Here is a 20,136-nt window from a genome sequence, read left to right on the forward strand (position 1 = left end):
TCTGCGGAGGGGCACGAGCCGATGGGTGCGGAACGGGAGCGGGCAGCCGGTTTCGGGCGGCTGGACCTCGGCCTGCGGCAGGCGAGCGACTGGTACCTCTGGGGCCCCTACCTGGCCGAACGGCAGTGGGGCACGGTCCGCGAGGACTACAGCCCCGACGGCGAGGCCTGGACCCACCTGCCGCACGACCACGCCCGCTCCCGCGCCTACCGGTGGGGCGAGGACGGCCTGGCCGGGTTCAGCGACGTCGAGCAGCGGCTGTGCCTGGGCCTGGCCCTGTGGAACGGCCGGGACCCGATCCTCAAGGAGCGGATCTACGGGCTGACCGGCGACGAGGGCAACCACGGCGAGGACGCCAAGGAGTACTGGTGGTTCCTCGACGCGGTGCCCAGCCACGCCTGGAACCGCTGGCGCTACCACTACCCGCACGCCGCGTTCCCGTACGAGGACCTGCGGGCGACCAACGCCGCCCGCACCCGCGCCGAGCCCGAGTACGAGCTGCTCGACACCGGCGTGTTCGACGACGACCGGTACTGGGTGGTGGAGGTCGACTACGCCAAGGCGGACCCGACCGACCTGCTGATGACGGTGCGCGTCACCAATGCCGGGCCCGAGCCGGAGACCCTGCACGTGCTCCCCCAGCTCTGGTACCGCAACACCTGGTCGTGGCGGGGCGAAGAGCCGGACGAGCTCGTCGGCACCGACGACCGGGTCCGGACCACCCACCCGTTCCTCGGCGAGCTGGAGCTGACCGCGGAGCCCGCGCCGGACGAGTTCCTGTTCTGCGACAACGAGACCAACACCGACCGGCTCTACCATCGCCCCGGCCCGAGGTACCCGAAGGACGGGATCGGGGACCACGTCGTCGAGAAGGCGGCCACCGTGAACCCGGAGCGTCGGGGCAGCCGGTGCGCCGCCTGGTACCGGCTGACCGTGCCGGGCGGGGCGACCACCGAGATCCGGCTCCGCCTGCGCCCGCCGGGAGGGACCCCCACCGATGCGGACGAGGTGGTGGCGCGGCGCCGGGCCGAGGCGGACGAGTTCCACGCCGAGCTCGCACCCGCCGCGGCGTCCGCCGACGAGGCCGCGGTGCTGCGCCAGGCGGTGGCCGGTCTGTTGTGGAGCAAGCAGCTCTACTCCTACGACGTCACCCGCTGGCTCGACGGCGACCCCGATCAGCCGCCACCGCCGCCCAGCAGACTCGGGGGGCGCAACGCGCGCTGGCGGACCTTCAACGCCTTCGACCTGATGTCCATGCCGGACACCTGGGAGTACCCCTGGTTCGCCGCCTGGGACCTCGCCTTCCACTGCGTGGCGCTGGCGCACGTCGACCCGGCCTTCGCGAAGTACCAGCTCGGCCTGCTGTGCCGGGAGTGGTTCCAGCACCCCAACGGGGCGCTGCCCGCCTACGAGTGGGACTTCGACGACGTCAACCCGCCGGTGCAGGCCTGGGCCGCGCTCGAGGTGTTCGCCCTCGACGGCGGCACGGACCTGGACTTCCTCTCCCGGGTGTTCGACAAGCTGCTGGTCAACTTCACCTGGTGGGTCAACCGCGAGGACGCCGACGGCTCGAACCTCTTCGAGGGCGGGTTCATGGGGCTGGACAACATCGGCCCCATCGACCGCTCCCACCTGCCCCCCGGCTGGCGGCTCGAGCAGGCCGACAGCACCGGGTGGATGGCGGGCTACGCGGCCGCCATGGCCACGATGGCCGCGATCCTGCACCGCTCCGGGCGACGGCCCGCGGTGGACCTGGTGCAGAAGTTCCTGGAGCACTTCGCGCTGATCCGCGAGGCGCTCGACGGCGCCGAGCTCTGGGACGACGACGCCGGCATGTTCCACGACCGGATCACCCTGCCGGACGGCCGCTCGGCGCCGGTGCCGGTCCGCTCGGTCGTCGGGATGATCCCGATGCTGGCGGGCGGGGTGGTCGGCGAGGAGGGGCTGGACCGGTCCCTGGTCGTCGGGAAGCGGTTCGCGCGGTTCCTGCAGCGCCACGGCGTCGCCGAGCCGGACGCGCTCGCCGCCGCCGGGCTGCTGCGCGGGGCCGAGGGCGAGCGGCGCCTGCTCGTCGGCGTGGTCGACGGGCCCCGGGTGCGGCGGCTGCTCACCGCGCTGTTCGACGAGGCCGAGTTCCTCTCCCCGCACGGGCTGCGGTCGATGTCGGCCCGGCACCGCGAGCACCCCGCGGTGCTGGACGTCGGCGGCCTGCACGCCCAGGTCGACTACGAGCCCGCCGAGTCCACCGGCCCGATGTTCGGCGGCAACTCGAACTGGCGCGGACCCGTGTGGTTCCCCGTGAACGCCCTGGTGATCTCGGCCCTCGAGCGCTACCACCGCTTCTACGGCGACGAACTGGCCGTCGAGTACCCGACCGGGTCCGGCCGCACCCTCCCCCTCGACGAGATCGCCGTGGACCTGCGTCTCCGGCTGATCTCGCTGTTCCTGCCCGGCGCGGACGGCCGCAGGCCCTGCTACGGCGCCGTGGACCGGATGCAGACCGATCCGCGCTGGCGGGACACCGTGCAGTTCCACGAGTACTTCCACGGCGACGACGGCGCCGGGCTCGGCGCGTCCCACCAGACGGGCTGGACCGGGCTGGTCGTCGACCTGATCCGCCGCAGGCACGGCGCCGTCCTGCCCACCTCCGAGGTGCTGCAGCGGCTGGCGGCGGAGGGCCCCGAGCGCTGAGAAGCCACCTGTCCGACCCGCGGTCAAGATCCGTTCGTCGGGAGGAGCACGGTCGAATCCCGACCGTCCGGCTCCTGAAGTGTGGATCAAGAACGCGCCCGGCACGCTGCAGGCGTCGAAGGAGTGGGCCCCCAGGGGATCGAACCCTGAACCCGCGGAGACAAGATCCACTACTTCCGCGGGTTCCGGACGTCTGCCGTCAGCCCTCGTACACTGCGCGGACTCGCGACCGCACCTGTGGCAGGCGTGGGTTCGTGATGAGCTTCTGCCGTTGATCTCCGGGGGTACTCCGGGGGTGTTCCCCGCCGCGCCTACTGAGTGCCATCCCGTCGACCCGTAGCCAGACCGATCACGCGGACAGCCGTGGGCGGCCCTCGACCCACCGCGCCCGACCCTGCCACGCTCCCCCACGGGAGGCTGTGCGGAACGCCGCCCGAAGATCGTCGGACGGCATGAGTCGCCGTCCTGGAGACCTGCTCGCCCAGTCAAGGGCACTCGTCCAAGGTGTGCTGGCGCCTTGTCAGGAGGGTAGAACCGGAATCGACCAGCGAACGACGACAACCAGACCCCATCTGCTTTAGCTACTATAACTACGACTGTCGATCAGGGGAGTCGCTGCGCAGATCGGATACCCATGGAATCAGATTTCGAACATAGGATAGCAGCACTCCGTGAAGCATCAGAGTTTATGAGACTCTCAGTCGTGCAGGAGATCGAGCGTAGAGTACGGGAAAGTGAGCTGAACTATTCATGGGTAAGCTGGAAGGGCGGAACAGGCGAACCATGGCTCGAGATCAGCCTCCAGGGAGGACATGAGATAGTTGTCAACCGAGAATCCGCTGAGGCAATCGCCGCCTGCAGTTTCGAGCATTGGCGAGGCGTTCCGGATTATCATGCATACGTCGACCTAGCAAAGAACACGATTAACGCACGGCTTCAGGGATCGTACGTATACCCAAGTGTTCTAGATTCGCTCGGGTTTCGGTCCGTCACAGAGGCCGACACTCGGAACGGGACCAGTGAAGCTCCGAGGCGTTTTACCGTCGTCGACGACTCTTCGGTCGACTACTTCACCCTCGAGTCTCTGACTTTGCACCCCGGACTGCAGATAGTCACCAGTGGCAGTTCGAGCGATCTAGCCCTCACGATATCCCCGGCGAACGTCGACAACGCAGAGTCCGCCAGGGTGAGATTAACGCGGCTAGCTGGCGCGATACTTTTCGACCTAGATAACCAGACGAATCTTTTCCTTCAGCTAAGCAGAAGGGGCGATGGTAAACTCAGCCGAGGGCGGCCGATAGTTGCCGCGACAGAGGCAATCCGCTACCCGCGGAGAACTTACGACTCCGACGCGATGACTCTATACAACTTCGCACGCGACTTGGTGTCCGACACCTTGATGCCTATGCGCTCGGCCTGCTATCTGGGGTACTACCAGGTCTTAGAATACTTCATGCCAGCGTATTCGCGCGCCGAAGCGGTGAAGCGACTTCGAAGCCACCTCAAGGATCCCACGTTCGACCCGGATGACGACATTCGTGTCGGACGACTATTGAACGAGACGAATGCAATCAAGCGTCAGGATTCTGAACGCAATCAATTGAGAGCGACACTGCGAGCCTGCCTCTCTGACGATGATCTCGCGGCATATCTAAGGATACATGCCGACGATGCGACGGCTCTTGCTAGCGCAGGCCACATAAGTGATGTACGCAGGATCAGCGCTAACGACAGCGCAACACTAGTCGATCAATGTGCGGATCGTGTTTACGAACTTAGGTGTCGAATAGTGCATTCGAAGGACTCCGATTTTTCGGGTCGCCCTCGGGCCATACTGCCATTGAGCGATGAGTCCGCTCTGCTGGACGCAGACATTCAGCTCATAGAGTTCCTAGCGCGCCAGGTGCTAGCTTCGTCTGGTAAAGACCATATAACATGAGGCGCTGATTCTACTTTGTCACCTCAGTGCGGTACGAGGGATTCACGCTGGTGCGCCTCTGCTTCGCCAATGTCCCACAAGCGGCAGCCCTCAGGGAGGCCGCCGCATTGGCGCCTCAAGCACTTACAAGAGCACTGCCCTGCGGCAAGGGCAGTTGCACTGCAACGCTCTTCGTCGAGGGAGACCTTCGGTGTTTCAGACCGTCCTGTGCCGTCCGGCACGTCTGAGCTGCGCGTTCTAGCTCTTGCCTCACGTCTCGTGATGACCGCTCGTCCGCTGATCGCTCCTGAATTGCTACGAGCTGACCACCTCGATGCGAACTACCGGCCCCGCCGTCAGCAAGGGTCGAGCAAGGCCCTGACCAGCCGCTGACGCTCGGCGTAGGTCAGGCACGGACGGCTCAGTTGCTGTACTTCGCTGCTGTACAGCAGCACTCCCCCGCCCGCTGAGTGCCATCCCGTCGACCTGCTGCAAGCCGACCGCGCGGACGTCCGTGGGCGGCCCTCGACGCTGCCGCCGGCCGACCTACGCCCGCTCCGCCCACGGGTGGCCGTGCGGTAGCCCTCCGGGAGGTCGTCGGGATGGCACGGGCCGCCATCCTGTTGATCTGCCCGCCCGGCGAGGGCAGACAAGCCGTTATTGATCTACGCCAGTGTCGCTGTCGGACTGCATATTGAGTTCGGCTTCATACTCACGCACACCGCGAAGCATGGGCCACGTCATCCAGTCCTCGGTAGACATCTCGCCGCTCGCCCGCAGCTCCAATCCTAAACGCAGCGCATCCTCATTCTTATCCAAGAGGGCGTCTTGCGCAAGCCTGAATCGCTTGGCCATGGCCAACGTTTGCCACGCCTGCACCTCCTCCTTTATTGCAGGCAACCCGTAGAGCTCCTTGCGAGCAACCCAGCCATTTACCTGCATAATTGCAGCAAGGCTCTGATCTGTACACAATGCATGCTCGGTCGCTACGAGCTGCTCCACAGTGCTATATCTACCCCTCAGTAGAAATCTGTATGAGAGCTTGTAAGCAAGATCATCAGCTGGCCTGCCGGTCAAATCATTGGACTTGTCTAGCTTGCGGAGGAGTCTGATCCCGAGCAAGACGCCAGCAAGCGTTAGAAGATCCAGGGCTCGCGTTACGTAGTCGGGACCGACGAAGAGTCGGACACCCAAAGCAGGTGCGTCCGACGCGCTTGTCTTGAGGAGATACTGCCTATTTACCACCCCGCCATTGTGTACAACCAAGTGCCGCCGTTGGAAGACTTCACGCAAATCGTCCGGCTCTCGCGCGAAGTCATTCCAGGAGATATTCAAGTTCTTCTCAAACCACTTAACCCACTCGTCCAGTCCACCAAACATCAGCGAATCAACGCTGCGGTCGGCACAGAACTCGCGAAACTCGTCGATCGTGGCGAAACCCTCAATGTCCGCAAGGGTGTACGTCGCCCCTCCAGCTCGGAGAGCCTCCGGCTTAAGAGCATAGAAGGATCGCGCGAGGCGCGAGATCAACACTTCGAACCCACTGACCGCGGTCGTCAGGAGTGCCGACAAGAGAAGGGGGGTCCTCAGTGGTCGCTCCACTGACTCTCGCCAGGCCGAGATGACGATGGCGATTGCCGTTGGCTTATTAAGAAGATTGCCAACCTCTCGGGTGACCCTATTAAGAATTTCGATTTCTCGACCATGATCAGGCCCGCCCCCGTCGCCTTGCTCGGCGTCGACTCCCTCCCCCTCAAGGGGAAGCAGGGCTTGAAGTTCGTCAAGGGCGTTCTGCCACTTCTCGATTGCAGCCCTACGATCTGAAGTCGAAGTTTGAGGAAGCGCCTGCCCTAGGGCGATCTCGAACGCTGCGTCCATGTTATCGAGCTGAGGCACCAGCTGCAGTGATGAATGCATGAGCTCACGAACGGCATCCATCTCGTTGACAAACTCTTCTACCGCGCCAGCGGCAGTCGATGAGTCAGATGACGTGGCGGTGATCTTCACCGATGGCGCTCCGCTGGTCGTAGGTGCTGTTCAGCCTTTGCTCGTCGTGTACACACCTAGAATCGTTACATGGTTCGACTCGCGGGATACGGCGAATGCAACGACGTTCGGCCACGACCTGAGGTCGGAGTACCGCTGAGCGGGGACCGGCCGGAGGCCGCAGCCCCGCCCAGCAGGCGCCGGAGGCGCCCTTGAACAAGTAGAGAAAGTTTGAACCCCGCAGCCTGGCGGCGTGCGTGACCAGCCCTCAGAGAAGGCGGTCTGTGTAGCCGCGGGCGGCGAGCAGGGTCATGGCGTCCCAGATCTCGGCAGGCATGGGTTCGGGTGCTGCGTGGCCCCGGGCGGCGTAGACCTGGATGCGTTGGGTGTCGCCGACGAGCATGGAGATCACGCGGTGCTCGTCGCCGATGCTGGCGATGTAGTCGCGCAGGCTCATCTGGGCGCCTGCGGTGACGGGCTCGACCTCGGGCCAGAGCTTGCGGCAGGTGGCTCGGGCTCGGCGCTGTTGGTAGGGCCGGCTGATGAGGGTCACCGTGTGCACCTGGTGGCCGGTGGCGGCGAGGAGGTCGCGGGTGAAGGTGACGTTCTCACCGGTGTTGGTGGCTCGGTCCTCGACCAGGATGGCGTCGGCGGGGACGCCCAGCTCGATGGCGTGTTCGCGGTAGTGCACGGCCTCGCCGCGAGGGAACCGGTCGAGGGTCGTCGGAGCGTTGGCACCGGTGAACACGATCAGCGGGAAAAGGCCGCGGTGGTAGAGCTCGGCGGTGGTGGTGGCGACGGAGAGGTCGTGGCTGCCGAGTCCGATGCCGACGTCGGTCCGGGTGTCGGTGCCGTTGTCGAGGCGGTGGTAGTTCCACAGGACCTCGACGGCGTGGGCGATCTCGGGATCGCCGAGGGCGGAGCTGGTGCGGGGCATGGCTCAGTCGGGGATCTGGAAGGTGTAGGTCCAGGCGAACCGGCTGGCGGCGTGGACTCCGCGGGCGAACTCGACGCAACGACCGTCGGCGCTGAAGGTCTGGCGTTCCAGGATCATCACCGGCTCCCCCGCGGGCAGTTCAAGGGTCTCGATCTCCTCGGGGGTGGGCATGCGGGAGTGGATGGTCTCGGTCATCCGCTCGGGCTCCATGCCCTTCGAGGTGAGAACGCCGAACCCGCCGCCGCCGGGGATGGGGCCGGGCGTGGGGTCGACGATCGGGGTGCCCTCGACGTCCCCGGGCCGGTAGTAGCTGGCGAGGGTGTGGGTGGGCTGCCCGTCGTCCTTGACCAGGCGGGCGCGCTCGTAGACCTCGGCGCCAGGCTCGACGTCGAGCGCTTTGGCGATGGCGTCGTCGGCGGGGACCTTGGCGACGGTCTGAGTCTGGTCGCCGGGCTTCCACGGCACCCCGGACGCCTCGCGGTCGGCCGAGAAACCGATGATTCCGGCCTTCCAACGGCTCTTGGCGTAGCGCTCGGTCCCGAGCCGGCGCATAGGCGGCCGCGCCCGCACGACCGTGCCGCGTCGGCGGATCGGGGTCACCAGGCCTTCGGCTTCGAGCTGGGCGACGGCCTTGCGCACGGTGTGGATGTTGACCTCGTGGCGCGCGGCGATCTCGTCCTGCTTGGGCAGGGTCGAGCCCGGCGGGTACTCCCCCGCCTCGATCGCCGCCCGCAGGGCGTCGGCGACGTCCCGGTAGCCGCTTGCCATGTCACCTCCATCTCGCGTGCCCGCTGACCAGCGGAAACCATTGACGCTCGCCGAAAGCCTGCCTGTCGCTTGTCAAGGCTATCTCTATGCCATCCGGGCGATAGAGCTATCTCTGTTTGACAGGCGCCGCCGCGCGTGCTGCACTGGGTGAGCCCGATAGAGATAGCTCAATCTCACCCGGAGGTCCACTCATGCGAGACATCCCCGTCAACCTCGGCGGCTACAAGCTCACCGTCGTCGAGCCCCCTGCACCGAAGATGCGCGAGGACGCCAACGGTGCCCAGATCCCGGTGACCGACCGGGACGGCGCCACCCAGTTCACGGTGTCGCTGTTCGCGAAGCTGCGAGTCAAGCCCGGGGAGAAGGCACCGAAGGGCGAGGAGATCAAGGTGACCCTCGGGACCGATCCCGGCCCCGAGTTCGGAGAGGACGCCCGGGTGGAGCTGATCGACGCCCGGGTCACCCCGTACCAGATGGAGACCGCCGGGCGGGTCAACGCCGGTCTTGCCTGGCGAGCCATGGGTCTCAAGCACGCCCCCGCCCCCGCACCGCGCCCGCAGGGCGACAAGTAGCACCACCCCGGGCCATCAGGCCTGGCATCCCGGCGGCCTGACCGGCCGGTTTCGGGCACGGGGCAGCCGACCCCTTCTTTCGGCGAAACCAGCAGCAATTCCGCAGTGGCTGCCCCCTGCCCGAAAACAGCCGCGCCCACCACCAGGAGACCCGCGTGAGCACCACGACTGTCTGCCCGGACTGCACCGGGTCCGGGTCCTGCGACACCTGCGACGGCTACGGCACCGCCCCCGGCACCCACCCCGTCGCAGGCGACAGCCAGGACTGCCCTGCCTGCCTCGGGGACGGGGTCTGCCCCGGTTGTCACGGCACCGGAATCCCCTGCACCGCAACCACTCCCATGGAGACGTCATGCCACTGACCAGCACTGGCCCTCGGGCTCAGCACGGCCGCCGCGCCACTCGCGGCGTCGGGCGACTCGTGCGCCGCCTCGATCGAGAGCGCCGCCGTTTCCTGCACGCCACCGCCCCGGAGGTCCCCACCGAGCAGGCGTGGCGGGCCGGGGTCGCCGAAGGGCTGCGGCTCGCGCAGCTCGCCATCCGGAAGGGAGTCTGACCATGAATCGCCCCAGTAACCGCCCGTCCCTGCGCCACCATCGCGAGGTCGTCCGCCACTCGTCCCGACCCGTCGGTGGGGAGTTCCGCGGCCTGGCCTGGCTCGTCAGGCATCCGCTGTTCGCGCTCGTCCCGACCGCCCTGATCGCCGTCTCGGTGATGATCGGGGCGATGCCCACGGCGGCCGCGCTCGGGCTCCTCGCCCTCACCGCGGTGGTCTGGGGGCGGCTGCACCCGCCCTCCTTCGACCGGTGGGCCGCCCCGACCCTGCGGGCGTTCTGGCGGCGCTGGACCACCTACCGAGGACGGCGCTGGGCGTCGGTTCTGGCCGACTGCGGGCTCGCGCGGGAGAACCCGCACACCGGGCGGATCGACGCACCCCGGGTGCTGCGGGTCCGGTCGGCCACCCGCTCGATCGACACCCTGCGTGTGCGCCTGACCCGCGGCCAGGACCTCACCCTGTGGGCCGGGCGGACCGAGACCCTCGCGGACGCCCTGCGCGCCCATCGGGTCGCCGTGACCCGCCACCGCCCCGGAGTGCTCACGATCGTGGTCGAGCGACAGATGCCGTTCACCCTGCCGATCCCCGCCCCAGCCATCCCCGCCGACACCGACGCGGTCGACCTCGCCGCGCTACCGGTCGGGCAGGACGAGTACGGCCACCCCTTCCACCTCGCAGTCCCGGGCCGTCACGTCCTGGTCGCCGGCGCCACCGGCTCTGGGAAGGGCTCGCTGATCTGGGCGCCCCTGCGCGCCATGGGACCGGCCATCCGCGACCGGCTCGTGCGCGTGCACGTCATCGACCTCAAAGGCGGCGCCGAGACCCAACGCGGTGCCCGCCTGTTCCACCGCCACGCCACCACCCCGGCCGAAGCCATCGCCCTGCTCACCGAGGTACGCGACGAGATGAAGGCCCGCCAGGCCCACATGGCCGAGCACGGCCTGCGCTGCCTCGACCTGACCTCGGACACCCCGCTGGATCTGGTGATGATCGATGAACTGGCGATGCTCACCGCCTACGGCGAACGCGCCGACGTCCGCGAGGCCCTGCGCCTGCTCGCCGAGATCCTCACCCAGGGCCGGGCCTGCCTCACCAGCGTCATGGGCTACGTGCAGGAGCCCTCCAAGGACGTCGTGGACGTGCGGGAGCTGTTCCCGACCCGGATCTGCCTCGGGGTCACCGCGTCCTCGCACGTGGACATGGTGCTCGGCGACGGGGCCCGGGAACGGGGTGCGCTGGCAGACGAGATTCCGGGCGATCTCGCCCATGCCGGGATCGGCTACGTCATCGACCAGGCCTCCCGGCTGCCCGTCCGGTTCCGCGCTGCCCTGGTGACTGACGACGAGATCGACGAGCTCGTCGCCCGGTGTGCCCCGCCCGCCTCGCCGACGCTGCGTGCGGTGGATGGGGAGGTGGCCTGAATGTGGGCCGTCACCGGATGGGCCGCCGCGACCTGGCTGCGCGTCACCCTCACCCTCGCCGCCCTGCTCGGAGCGCTCTGGCTCGTGCTCGGTACCGGGTCCGGCTGGTTCTGGATCGCTGTCGTCGGGGCGGTCCTGGTCGAGTACCGGGCGACGAGGGCCCTGGCCACTGAGTGGGGTGCTGAGGCCCGCTACACGTGGTGGTGGACCCGATGAGCCGCCTCCCCAAGCAGCGGCGCGAGGTCGACGGCCAGGGCCTGCTGTTCGACGACGACACCGCCGACCGCGTCCTGCGCGACGCCCACGACCCCGGCTACGTCCTGGTCGGAGTGTCGGAGTCGGTGCACACCCGCCACATCGGTGCTCGGGCCGCCGAGCACGCCATCCCCGTCCGCCCGGACGTCGCCACCACCGTGCACCAGCTCATCGCGGCTGGGCGACTGCTGCCCGGGTCGCGGATCTCGGTGACCGTCGACGGACGGCCAGAGCCCGAACCCGCCGTCACCGTGGATGTCGCTTCCACCGTCGCAGGACCGCAGCCCGGGGAGTCGGTGCGGGTGTTCGTCGACGTCGTCCGCCCCGGCCACGGACTGGTCACCGCCGACGCCTTCACCGGCGCCATCGTCCGCGACGGCAGCGCATACCTCGTCGAGACCGATACCGGGCACGTCATCGGCCGGGCCCGTTCCTTCCGCGCCGGAGCCGAACGCCTCGCCCGCCACCACGGGCTGCGCGCGGACTCGGTCGAGATTGACCACGAACACAGGGACTACGCACGATGAGCGACCTTGATCTGTCGACCCGGCTGCGCAGCTTCGACTACCCGGCCTGGCGAGCCCGAATGGAAGCCACCAACGGCTGCGCCCACCCCGTACGGCTCCGCGGCTCCTCCACCATCACCACCAACGACGGCACGGTGCTCGCCCAGCGGTCCGGGGAGGTGTGGGCGCCCTGCGGGAACCGACGCGAGACCGTCTGCCCGGCCTGCTCCGACCGCTACGCCGCCGACGCCTTCCACCTCATCCGCGCCGGACTCGCCGGCAAGGAACGCGGCATCCCCGCCTCCGTCACCGACCGACCCCGGGCCTTCCTCACCCTCACCGCCCCCTCGTTCGGGCCGGTCCACACCAGACGGCTCACCACCCGCGGGAAGGTCATCCCCTGCTCTTGCGGAGAGCACCACCGCGAGCCCGACCCACGCCTGGGCGGCGCGATCGACCACGACACCTACGACTACACCGGCGCGATCCTGTGGCAGGCCCACGCAGGGAAGCTCTGGCACCGGTTCACCATCACCCTGCGCCGAGCCCTCGCCGCCCGGCTCGGCATCTCGGGACGGCAGTTCGGGAAGGTCGCGCGGCTGTCCTACGCCAAGGTCGCGGAGTACCAGCGGCGTGGGCTCGTGCACTTCCACGCCGCGATCCGCATCGACGGCCCCGACGGGCCCGCTGATCCGCCACCGGTCGGGTTGACCGCCGAGACCCTGCACGACGCCGTGCGGGAGGCAGCGGCCGCGACCGTCCTGGACGTTGCCCGGCCCGACGGGACCACGCTCGCGCTGCGCTGGGGCGCGCAGCTCGACCTGCGCGAGATCACCCCCACCGCCCACGACGCCGTCACCGACGAACACGGCGAGATCACCGACTCCCGCCTCGCCGGGTACATCGCAAAGTACGCCACCAAGGGCACCGGCAAGACCGACGGCCACCCGGACCGGCCGATCCGGTCGCTCGCCCACCTCGAGCAACTGGACCTGGCCGAGCACCACCGCCGGCTCATCGAGACCGCATGGCACCTCGGCGGCCTCCCGCAGTACGCCGAGCTGAACCTGCGCAAATGGGCCCACATGCTCGGGTTCCGCGGCCACTTCCTCACCAAGAGCCGCGCCTACTCCACGACCTTCCGGATCATCCGCGGCGAGCGCCGGGCCTATCGGCTCACCGAGCAGCTCGCCGAGCTGGGCCACCCCGCCGACCAGCCGGTGATCGTCGTCAACACCTGGGCGCTGGTCGGGATCGGGCACCACACCGACGCCGACCGAGAACTCGCCATCGCCCACGCCGAACGCATCCGAGACGACCGACGCGCCACCAGGAGGACGACATGAACGAGCGACTGTGGGGCGTCAAGGACGTCGCGGAGTACCTCGGCATCCCGGTGCAGACGATCTACCAGTGGCGTACCAAGAACTACGGCCCGCCCGGCCGTCGGATGGGCAAGCACGTGCGGTTCGTGCCCGAGGAGGTCCGGGCCTGGGTCGCGAGTCTGAGCCGAGAGGTCGCCTGATGAGCCGGCCGCCTCTCCCGCTGGGGACGCACGGTCGCATCCGGATCTACAAACTCGGGCCCAAGCGGTACCGGGCGCGCACCCAGATCCGGGACTACGACGGCGTCGTGCGGGACGTCGAGCGGACCGGGCAGAGCGGTGCGGCGGCCGAGATCGCGTTGAAGGCGGCGTTGCGAGACCGGGGACGAGCGGCCCGGGACGGCGAGATCAACAGCGAGTCGACCGTCCGGCAGCTCGGGGAGCTGTGGTTGGCCGAGATCGACCGGGCCGTCCGTCTCGGCAAGCGCTCGCCATCGACGGCGCAGGCGTACCACTACCGCTTCGGTCGCCACATCCGCGACGGCATCGGGGCCCTGCGGCTGCGGGAGCTGTCGGTGTCCCGCCTCGACCGGCTCGTGATCGAGGTGCACGACCGCTTCGGCACGTCGGCGGCCAAGACGACCCGCACCGTCCTCAGCGGAATGATCGGGCTGGCCGTCCGGCACGACGTGCTCGACCGCAACCTCGTCCGCGACGTCGGCCGGATCGAGAGCGACACCTCCTCGGCCCGCGCCCTGACCGTCGACGAGGCGCGCGACCTGCGGGCGAAGCTACACGCCGATCAGCGTTGCCGGGACTGGGACCTGGTCGACTTCACCGACTTCATGCTCGCGACGGGTCTGCGGATCGGCGAGGCGTCGGCCATGACGTGGGCTGCGCTCGACCTCGAAGCGGGCACGGCGGAGGTGCGAGGCACGGTCGTCCGGATCACGGGTGAGGGCCTGGTGATCAAGCCGCGTCCGAAGAGCAAGAGCGGGTTCCGGAAGCTGGAGCTGCCGACGTGGGCGGTGGGGATGCTCATGCGCCGTCGGGCTGCCGCCGCTCCGAACCGGTGGGACGCCGTGTTCACCTCGCCGAACGGCGGGCTCCGCGACCCGTCCAACACTCAGTCCGATCTCCGGAAGGTGTTCACCGACGCCGGCTATGACTGGGTGACCTCGCACGTCTACCGCAAGACCGTCGCGACGCTGATGGACCAGGCCGGGCTCACCGCCCGCCAGGCGGCAGACCAGCTCGGCCACTCCAAGGTGTCGATGACGCAGGACAACTACTTCGGGCGGAAGGTTGCCGAGACCGGCGCCGCCCGCGTCCTTGAGATCTTCGGCGAGTCAGGGACTCGACCGACGAGAGAGTGACATAGCTTAGCCCTCCTGAAACGTGACCGGGAGGACGTGGCCAGCCATGCTTCACGAGAGGCCCCCGCATTGGACCCCTCTGTTGCGGGAGGCGGCTATCGCCGCAGAATCACTCTTCTCCGGACTCAATGCTCTCCGCAAGGCGGACCATACCTCAGAAGGGAGATATAGTCAGGCATTCTTCGGCATCACCATTGGCCTCGAAAGACTTTGCAAGCTCGCCATCCTCCTTGACTCAAAGATTTCATCCGGCCATTTCCCGTCGTCGAGAGAGCTCAAGAGAGAATATAGGCACGATCTGACGAGACTCTTCGCAAAGATCGATGAGCTACGAGCGCCTTGGCATGAAGAGCTTCGATGGAGCCTCCCAGACGAGACCATCTGCAGGCGAGCGCTTCAGATACTCTCGGGCTTCGCCCAGATAACTCGCTACTACAACCTTGGCCAGCTTACCGGCGACTCCAACCCTGGAGCACGGGACCCCATCGAGGAGTGGTACGACGAGGTCGGAGGCTGGATCCTTCGTGAGCGATACACACAGAAGCGAAGAGCCAGGGATGAATCAACCGCCAGACAGCTCCAGCGAGACCTCAGCATCGCCTACGTGGGCCACACCGCCGAGGACGGAACTTCCCTCGATACCGTCTATGCAGCAGCGCTACACGAACTACAGACTGACCTGGTTCAGCAGGAGGGCGTAGTAATCTGCGCATGCCTGGGGCGACATGTATCCGAGCTACTGCGAAGGTTGGTATGGAAGGCCCGAACAATCGACCTCTACATGGCCCCAGACCTTGACGAGTTCTTCCCACTCCTCAACCAACCCGAATCCGTCTTCCGACGGAGAAGGCGATACTCCGCCTACTGCTGACACCATGACATCTCGGGGACCTGGGACGCATTACTGGGGGTATTCCGGGGCCGCAGCCGCCGCAGGCTCGCGTCCGACGTCCTGACCTGCTGCTGAGTGGGCCCCCAGGGGATCGAACCCTGAACCCGCGGATTAAAAGTCCGCTGCTCTGCCGATTGAGCTAGAGGCCCCGTCGCCGGCGGGCCGGCGCGTGAGGTCGAGCCTACTGGTCGGACGGGCGGAGATCGCGGGGACTGGAGCAGGATCCGCGCTGAGCGCGGGTTCCGCTCCAGTCGCGGTGATCATGGGGCGGGTCGCGCCTGCGGCGACCCGGGCGTGGACAATGGGGAGCCGTGACACTGCTGGACTCCGCCCCCACCACTCGACCGGTGCTGCCGCCGTTGCGCATCGGGCGGCACGAGGTGAGCACGCCCGTCGTGCTCGCGCCGATGGCGGGGATCACCAACCCGGGGTTCCGGCGGCTGTGCCGGGAGCAGGGCGCGGGGTTCTACGTCTGCGAGATGATCACCAGCCGCGGGCTGGTGGAGAAGAACCCGCTGACCTTCCGGATGATCGCCTTCGACCCGGACGAGCAGCCGCGCAGCATGCAGCTCTACGGCGTGGACCCGGCCGCCATGGGGCGGGCCGTCGCGATGATCCGCGAGCAGGACCTGGCCGACCACATCGACATGAACTTCGGCTGCCCCGTGCCCAAGGTGACCCGCCGGGGCGGCGGGGCGGCGCTGCCGTTCAAGCGCAGGCTCTTCGAGCGTCTGGTCCGCGCGGCCGTGGACAACGCGGGCGACCTGCCCGTCACGGTGAAGATGCGGATCGGCATCGACGACGAGCACGAGACCTTCCTCGAGGCCGGCCGGATCGCCGTGGACTCGGGCGTGGCGGCCGTGGCACTGCACGCCCGCACCGCCGCGCAGCGCTACTCCGGCCAGGCGGACTGGACGGCCATCGCGCGGCTGAGGGACCACCTGCCGTCGAGCATCCCGGTCCTGGGCAACGGGGACATCTTCTCCGCCGCGGACGCCCTGCGGATGGTGCGGGAGACCGCGTGCGACGGGGTGGTCGTCGGGCGGGGGTGCCTCGGGCGGCCGTGGCTGTTCGGGGACCTGGAGGCCGCGTTCGCCGGTCGCCCGCTGCCGACGCCACCGAACCTGGGGCAGGTGGCCGCCACGCTGCGCAGGCACGCCGTGCTGCTGTGCGAGCACATGGGTGACCACAAGGGCATCCGGGACGTGCGCAAACACATCGCCTGGTACCTCAAGGGCTTCGCGGTGGGCGGGGATCTGCGCCGCGCGCTGGGGATGGTCGAGAGCATCGACCAGCTCGACGAGCTGTTGGCCCAGCTCGACCTGGACCAGGAGTTCCCCGCCGACGCCGAGGGTCCGCGCGGCAGGCAGGGCTCGCCCGGCAAGGTGGTCCTCCCCGAGCACTGGCTCGAGGACGCCGACGACCCGTCCGTGCCCTTCGGCGCGGAGCTCGACCACTCCGGCGGGTGATCACACCCGCTCGCCCGGTCGGGTGGGCGGGCACGCGAACGGGTAGGAACGCCCCTGGCGTCTCAAGAACCCCATCCGTCACGACGACAATAAGAGCGTCGGGGGAGGTGGACGCGATGGAGACCGGGACGGTCCGGACGTTGGTGCACGAGGCGCCCGCGTCCGGAGAGATCGAGGTGCCGCCCACGTCGCCGCACGCCCGCGCCGCGCTGCACACCGCCGCGGCCGAGCGGCTCGCGGCGGAAGGCGTGTGGGAGCAGGCGTACGACCATCTGCACGCCGCCGTCCGCCTGCTGCAGGGGGTCTCCGCGCACGACGAGCTGGACCGGCTGCGCCGCGAGCACGCGGAGGCCCGCGAGCAGAGCCGCCGCGACAGCCTCACGGCCAGCTACAACCGCCGCTACCTCGATGAGCGGCTCGCCGCCCTGCTCTCGGAGGTGGAGCTGCGGTCCGGGCTGTGCCTCGCGTTGGTCGACATCGACCACTTCAAGCTGGTCAACGACACCCACGGGCACCTGTTCGGTGACCGGGTGCTGCAGGCGATGGTGTCCGAGCTGGACGCCGCACTGCCCGAGGCCGCCTTCTGCGCGCGGTACGGCGGCGAGGAGTTCGCGCTGGTGCTGCCCGGGCGGGACCTGGCGCAGGCCGTCGAGATCTCGGAGCAGGCCCGGGAGCGGATCGCCCGCTTCGACTGGTCGGAGCTGCACACCGACCTGCGGGTCACCGTGAGCATCGGGGTGGCGCACGCGGCGGGGCGGATCGCGGACGTCGAGCGGCTCATCGGCGAGGCCGACCTGCTCCTCTACACGGCCAAGGCCGCCGGGCGGAACGCCGTGGCCTACCGCGCCGCCCGGGGTGGCCGGGTGCGGCTCGCCGGCGCCGCCGGGGCCCGCCGCTCCATCCCCCAGCCGGTCCGCACGACCGGCTGACCCTCCGCCGGGTGGAGTATTGCGGCTCCGTAAACTCCGCGGCCGGGGGCGGACACGGCCGGTGACGGTCATGCCGCCCTCCGCTGTCGACGGGTGGAGGTGGCGTGGCGGACGACGGGGACCGGGAGCAGGGTCGGCGATCCCGCGCGGCACGGCGCGCCCGCGGGGAGGCGCCGTCCGACGACGTCCTCGCCCGCCTCGGCATCCGCGCGCCCGCCGAGGAGCCTGCCGCGCGCTGGCTGGACCGGGACGACGACCCGATCACCGAGGTGCACGGACATCCGCCGGTCCCGCCGCACCCGGTCGGGCCCACGGCTGCCGGTCCGGTTGCGGGGCCGGTTGCAGCTCCGCCGCCCGGCGCCCGGTCGCGGACGCCGGGTGGGCGCGCTCCGGCGTCTCCGCCGGTCGGTCCACGCGTCCCGGCTCCCCCGCCGAGTCACGGCGTGCCGCCGGAGGTGCGGAACCGCGGTCAGCGCGGGGCCGCGCCGAGGAGTGGGCCGGGCGATCTGCGGGCGCCGGCTGCGGAGGCGCGGACGCCGACAGCGGACTCGCGGCAGCCCGGTACGGATGCCCGTCCGCCGCGTGCGGACGTGCGGACGCCGGGCGCGGACGTGCGGACGGCGGGTGCGGACGTGCGGACGGCGGGAACCGATGCGCAGACGCCCGGTCCGGATGTGCGGAGGCCGATGGGGGAACCGCGGCCGCCGGGTGCGGATACGCGGGCAGTGCAAACGGGGCGGGGGGAGCGGGCAGAGCAGCCGGGGCGGTTCGAGCGGGCCGAGCAGTCCGAGCGATCGGCGCGATCCGAGCGGGCTGAGCCGTCCGCCCCGCCCGGCCCGTCCGCGCGGGCAGACCAGGCTGCCCCGCCCGCACGGGCAGAGCAGGCTGCCCCGTCCGCGCGGGCAGAGCGAGCCGAGCGACCGGGACGGGCCGAGTGGTCCGAGCCCTCCGAGCGACGGGCGCGGTCGGGGCAGGCCGAGCCGTCCGAGCCGCCCGAGCGGGCTGGATCGTCCGAGCGGCCGGCGGGATCTGAGCAGGGAGAGCGGGCCGAGCGCACCCGGGCGATCGACGCGAGCCTCACCCGGCTCACCGCCGCGCACGCGAGTGCGGACGAGGAGCCGCCCGTGCGGCGGGTGGGCCGACGGGCCGACGCCCCGCCTCGGCCCTCGCGGGCACGGACCGTCGGCCGGGTCGCGGTCGCGGCGGGCGCGGCGCTGGTGTTCCTGCTGGTCGCGGGCGGGTGGGGCGCGCAGCGCTGGATGGACTCGACCGTCCGCACCGTCTCCGCGCTCGAGCCCTCGACCGGCGTGGTCGACGCCGCCGCCCAGGCGGGTGACGAGAACCTGCTGATGCTCGGCACCGCCTCCGGGACGTCCGGCACGCCCGGGGCCCGCAACGGGACCGACACCGTGGTGCTGACGCACGTGCCCGCGGACGGGAGCCGGGCCGTGGCCGTCTCGTTCCCGACGGCGTTGGAGATCAACCGTCCGCCGTGTCCGCGCTGGGACGCCGCGGCCGCGACCTACCTCGACGAGACCGTCCCGGCCGAGACCCGGACGTCGCTCGCGAGCGCGTACCGGGTCGGCGGTCCCGGATGCCTGGTCCGGACGGTGCAGCAGATGTCGGGCATCCCCATCACCAAGTTCATCGCGTTGGACGTGCCGGGGATCGCCGGGATGGTGGACGCGCTCGGCGGCGTGGAGATGTGCGTGGAACGGCCGATCGGCACGGTGCCCGCCGGGACGTCCCGACTGGACGGCGCCCAAGCCGCCCTCGTCGCCCAGGCGGCGGGGAGCCCGCCGGAGCCGGACACCGTGCTCGTCGATCGCAGGCAGCGGCTGCTCGCGGCGACGTTCGGGGAGGCGCTGTCGGCGTCCACGCTGCTCTCCCCCACCGCCACCCGGGACTTCGCGGCCGCCCTTGGCCGCAGCATGCTGGCGGACGGGGCCGGGATCCAGGACGTCCTGCGCCTGCTGACCGGGGAGGCGGAGCGGACCGTGGTCCCCCTGCCGGTCGGCTCCGTGCCCAACACCCGCGGCAACCTCGACCTGCAGGACGCCGAGGCCAACCGGCTGTTCAAGGCGCTGCGCGAGCACGCGCCGCTGCCGGAGGTCACCACCCCGGTCGCGACGGCCTCGGGGCCCGAGCCCGCGGACGTCACCGTCAACGTGCTGAACGCGGCCGACCGGACCGGCCTCGCGGGCCAGGTCGGCGACAGCCTGCGCGCACTGGGGTTCGGGGTCGGGGAGGTCGGGAACGCCGCGGAGCCCTCCACCGACACGGTGCTGCGGTTCTCGCCCGACCGCGCTGACGCCGCGGGCCTGCTCGGCCGGGTCGTGCCCGCCGCGCGTCTCCTGCAGGACCCCGCCGGGACGAGCACGCTGCAGCTGGTCCTCGGGACCTCGTTCGACGGCACCGTGCGCGCGCCCGCCGCGGACGACACCGCCGCCGGGCCCGCCGCCGATCCCGTGAGCTGCGCCTGAGGCGAACGGCGCACCGACCGTTCATCCGCGGTTCACGTCCTGCTGCTGTGCGT

Annotated in this window: 18 protein-coding genes and 1 tRNA gene; 14 read left to right on the plus strand and 5 right to left on the minus strand. The window is 69.6% G+C overall.

Annotated features, from left to right (window positions below):
* Positions 1-21 precede the first annotated feature (21 nt).
* Together BLS43_RS18165 and BLS43_RS29460 are read left to right on the plus strand one after the other, a co-directional pair.
* The gene (locus BLS43_RS18165) at positions 22-2,691 is read left to right on the plus strand and encodes an MGH1-like glycoside hydrolase domain-containing protein (RefSeq protein WP_176921399.1); all 2,670 of its coding nucleotides are present in this window, start codon (positions 22-24) and stop codon (positions 2,689-2,691) included.
* Positions 2,692-3,394: 703 nt separating this feature from the next.
* Positions 3,395-4,630, plus strand: a complete 1,236-nt coding sequence (locus tag BLS43_RS29460; protein ID WP_143030106.1) for a hypothetical protein — start codon at positions 3,395-3,397, stop codon at positions 4,628-4,630.
* 636 nt (positions 4,631-5,266) lie between these two features.
* On the opposite strand, the gene BLS43_RS18170 is transcribed toward BLS43_RS29460, so the two are convergent.
* The 3 genes from BLS43_RS18170 to BLS43_RS18180 form a co-directional block, all read right to left on the minus strand.
* Positions 5,267-6,616 carry a hypothetical protein gene (locus tag BLS43_RS18170; RefSeq protein ID WP_143030107.1) on the minus strand — a complete coding sequence of 450 codons (1,350 nt, stop codon included), beginning with the start codon at positions 6,614-6,616 and terminating at the stop codon, positions 5,267-5,269.
* A gap of 247 nt (positions 6,617-6,863) precedes the next feature.
* Positions 6,864-7,532 carry a YdcF family protein gene (locus BLS43_RS18175; protein WP_093086371.1) on the minus strand — a complete coding sequence of 223 codons (669 nt, stop codon included), beginning with the start codon at positions 7,530-7,532 and terminating at the stop codon, positions 6,864-6,866.
* A gap of 3 nt (positions 7,533-7,535) precedes the next feature.
* Positions 7,536-8,300 (minus strand): GntR family transcriptional regulator, encoded by a 765-nt coding sequence (locus BLS43_RS18180; RefSeq protein ID WP_093086374.1) that lies wholly within the window; start codon positions 8,298-8,300, stop codon positions 7,536-7,538.
* Positions 8,301-8,491: 191 nt separating this feature from the next.
* Between BLS43_RS18180 and BLS43_RS18185 the strand changes: the two genes are divergently transcribed.
* From BLS43_RS18185 to BLS43_RS29470, 9 genes are all read left to right on the plus strand, one after another.
* Positions 8,492-8,872, plus strand: coding sequence for a hypothetical protein (locus BLS43_RS18185; protein WP_093086377.1), 381 nt, complete (start codon positions 8,492-8,494; stop codon positions 8,870-8,872).
* A gap of 352 nt (positions 8,873-9,224) precedes the next feature.
* Positions 9,225-9,428, plus strand: coding sequence for a hypothetical protein (locus tag BLS43_RS29465; protein WP_143030108.1), 204 nt, complete (start codon positions 9,225-9,227; stop codon positions 9,426-9,428).
* A gap of 2 nt (positions 9,429-9,430) precedes the next feature.
* Positions 9,431-10,849, plus strand: a complete 1,419-nt coding sequence (locus tag BLS43_RS18190) for an FtsK/SpoIIIE domain-containing protein (RefSeq protein WP_093086380.1) — start codon at positions 9,431-9,433, stop codon at positions 10,847-10,849.
* Positions 10,850-11,065 carry a hypothetical protein gene (locus BLS43_RS18195; protein ID WP_093086383.1) on the plus strand — a complete coding sequence of 72 codons (216 nt, stop codon included), beginning with the start codon at positions 10,850-10,852 and terminating at the stop codon, positions 11,063-11,065. It begins immediately after the preceding gene.
* Positions 11,062-11,631, plus strand: a complete 570-nt coding sequence (locus tag BLS43_RS18200) for a hypothetical protein (RefSeq protein ID WP_143030109.1) — start codon at positions 11,062-11,064, stop codon at positions 11,629-11,631. The genes BLS43_RS18195 and BLS43_RS18200 overlap by 4 nt, the downstream gene beginning before the upstream one ends.
* A complete protein-coding gene (locus BLS43_RS18205; protein WP_093086389.1) occupies positions 11,628-12,956 on the plus strand; it encodes a replication initiator in 1,329 nt (442 codons plus the stop codon). Before BLS43_RS18200 ends, BLS43_RS18205 begins: the two co-directional genes overlap by 4 nt.
* Complete coding sequence (locus BLS43_RS18210; RefSeq protein WP_093086392.1) at positions 12,953-13,135, plus strand: helix-turn-helix transcriptional regulator; 183 nt, start codon at positions 12,953-12,955, stop codon at positions 13,133-13,135. The genes BLS43_RS18205 and BLS43_RS18210 overlap by 4 nt, the downstream gene beginning before the upstream one ends.
* Positions 13,135-14,310, plus strand: coding sequence for a site-specific integrase (locus BLS43_RS18215; protein ID WP_093086396.1), 1,176 nt, complete (start codon positions 13,135-13,137; stop codon positions 14,308-14,310). Before BLS43_RS18210 ends, BLS43_RS18215 begins: the two co-directional genes overlap by 1 nt.
* A 46-nt stretch (positions 14,311-14,356) precedes the next feature.
* Positions 14,357-15,181 (plus strand): hypothetical protein, encoded by an 825-nt coding sequence (locus BLS43_RS29470; protein ID WP_143030110.1) that lies wholly within the window; start codon positions 14,357-14,359, stop codon positions 15,179-15,181.
* 97 nt (positions 15,182-15,278) lie between these two features.
* On the opposite strand, the gene BLS43_RS18220 is transcribed toward BLS43_RS29470, so the two are convergent.
* Positions 15,279-15,351: transfer RNA gene (locus BLS43_RS18220), tRNA-Lys, on the minus strand.
* A gap of 162 nt (positions 15,352-15,513) precedes the next feature.
* Here BLS43_RS18220 and dusB point away from each other — a divergent pair.
* Both dusB and BLS43_RS18230 read left to right on the plus strand, forming a co-directional pair.
* Positions 15,514-16,671, plus strand: coding sequence for a tRNA dihydrouridine synthase DusB (gene dusB, locus BLS43_RS18225; RefSeq protein ID WP_237194332.1), 1,158 nt, complete (start codon positions 15,514-15,516; stop codon positions 16,669-16,671).
* 116 nt (positions 16,672-16,787) lie between these two features.
* A complete protein-coding gene (locus BLS43_RS18230; protein ID WP_093086835.1) occupies positions 16,788-17,600 on the plus strand; it encodes a GGDEF domain-containing protein in 813 nt (270 codons plus the stop codon).
* Between the two features lie 68 nt (positions 17,601-17,668).
* Here the strand turns inward: BLS43_RS18230 and BLS43_RS18235 are convergent, their stop codons facing one another.
* Positions 17,669-17,881, minus strand: a complete 213-nt coding sequence (locus BLS43_RS18235) for a hypothetical protein (protein WP_143030111.1) — start codon at positions 17,879-17,881, stop codon at positions 17,669-17,671.
* Positions 17,882-18,724: 843 nt separating this feature from the next.
* Between BLS43_RS18235 and BLS43_RS18240 the strand changes: the two genes are divergently transcribed.
* Positions 18,725-20,083, plus strand: a complete 1,359-nt coding sequence (locus BLS43_RS18240; RefSeq protein ID WP_176921400.1) for an LCP family protein — start codon at positions 18,725-18,727, stop codon at positions 20,081-20,083.
* Positions 20,084-20,136 lie beyond the last annotated feature (53 nt).

It is taken from the genome of Pseudonocardia oroxyli (assembly GCF_900102195.1).
GTDB lineage: Bacteria > Actinomycetota > Actinomycetes > Mycobacteriales > Pseudonocardiaceae > Pseudonocardia > Pseudonocardia oroxyli.

What these genes read in the sequence shown, in the direction of transcription:
- BLS43_RS18165 (WP_176921399.1), top strand. Translation starts at nt 22, where the DNA reads ATGGGTGCGGAACGGGAGCGGGCAGCCGGTTTCGGGCGGCTGGACCTC.
- BLS43_RS18175 (WP_093086371.1), bottom strand. Translation starts at nt 7,532, where the DNA reads ATGCCCCGCACCAGCTCCGCCCTCGGCGATCCCGAGATCGCCCACGCC.
- BLS43_RS18180 (WP_093086374.1), bottom strand. Translation starts at nt 8,300, where the DNA reads ATGGCAAGCGGCTACCGGGACGTCGCCGACGCCCTGCGGGCGGCGATC.
- BLS43_RS18185 (WP_093086377.1), top strand. Translation starts at nt 8,492, where the DNA reads ATGCGAGACATCCCCGTCAACCTCGGCGGCTACAAGCTCACCGTCGTC.
- BLS43_RS29465 (WP_143030108.1), top strand. Translation starts at nt 9,225, where the DNA reads ATGCCACTGACCAGCACTGGCCCTCGGGCTCAGCACGGCCGCCGCGCC.
- BLS43_RS18190 (WP_093086380.1), top strand. Translation starts at nt 9,431, where the DNA reads ATGAATCGCCCCAGTAACCGCCCGTCCCTGCGCCACCATCGCGAGGTC.
- BLS43_RS18195 (WP_093086383.1), top strand. Translation starts at nt 10,850, where the DNA reads ATGTGGGCCGTCACCGGATGGGCCGCCGCGACCTGGCTGCGCGTCACC.
- BLS43_RS18200 (WP_143030109.1), top strand. Translation starts at nt 11,062, where the DNA reads ATGAGCCGCCTCCCCAAGCAGCGGCGCGAGGTCGACGGCCAGGGCCTG.
- BLS43_RS18205 (WP_093086389.1), top strand. Translation starts at nt 11,628, where the DNA reads ATGAGCGACCTTGATCTGTCGACCCGGCTGCGCAGCTTCGACTACCCG.
- BLS43_RS18210 (WP_093086392.1), top strand. Translation starts at nt 12,953, where the DNA reads ATGAACGAGCGACTGTGGGGCGTCAAGGACGTCGCGGAGTACCTCGGC.
- BLS43_RS18215 (WP_093086396.1), top strand. Translation starts at nt 13,135, where the DNA reads ATGAGCCGGCCGCCTCTCCCGCTGGGGACGCACGGTCGCATCCGGATC.
- BLS43_RS29470 (WP_143030110.1), top strand. Translation starts at nt 14,357, where the DNA reads ATGCTTCACGAGAGGCCCCCGCATTGGACCCCTCTGTTGCGGGAGGCG.
- BLS43_RS18230 (WP_093086835.1), top strand. Translation starts at nt 16,788, where the DNA reads ATGGAGACCGGGACGGTCCGGACGTTGGTGCACGAGGCGCCCGCGTCC.
- BLS43_RS18235 (WP_143030111.1), bottom strand. Translation starts at nt 17,881, where the DNA reads ATGTCCGTGCACCTCGGTGATCGGGTCGTCGTCCCGGTCCAGCCAGCG.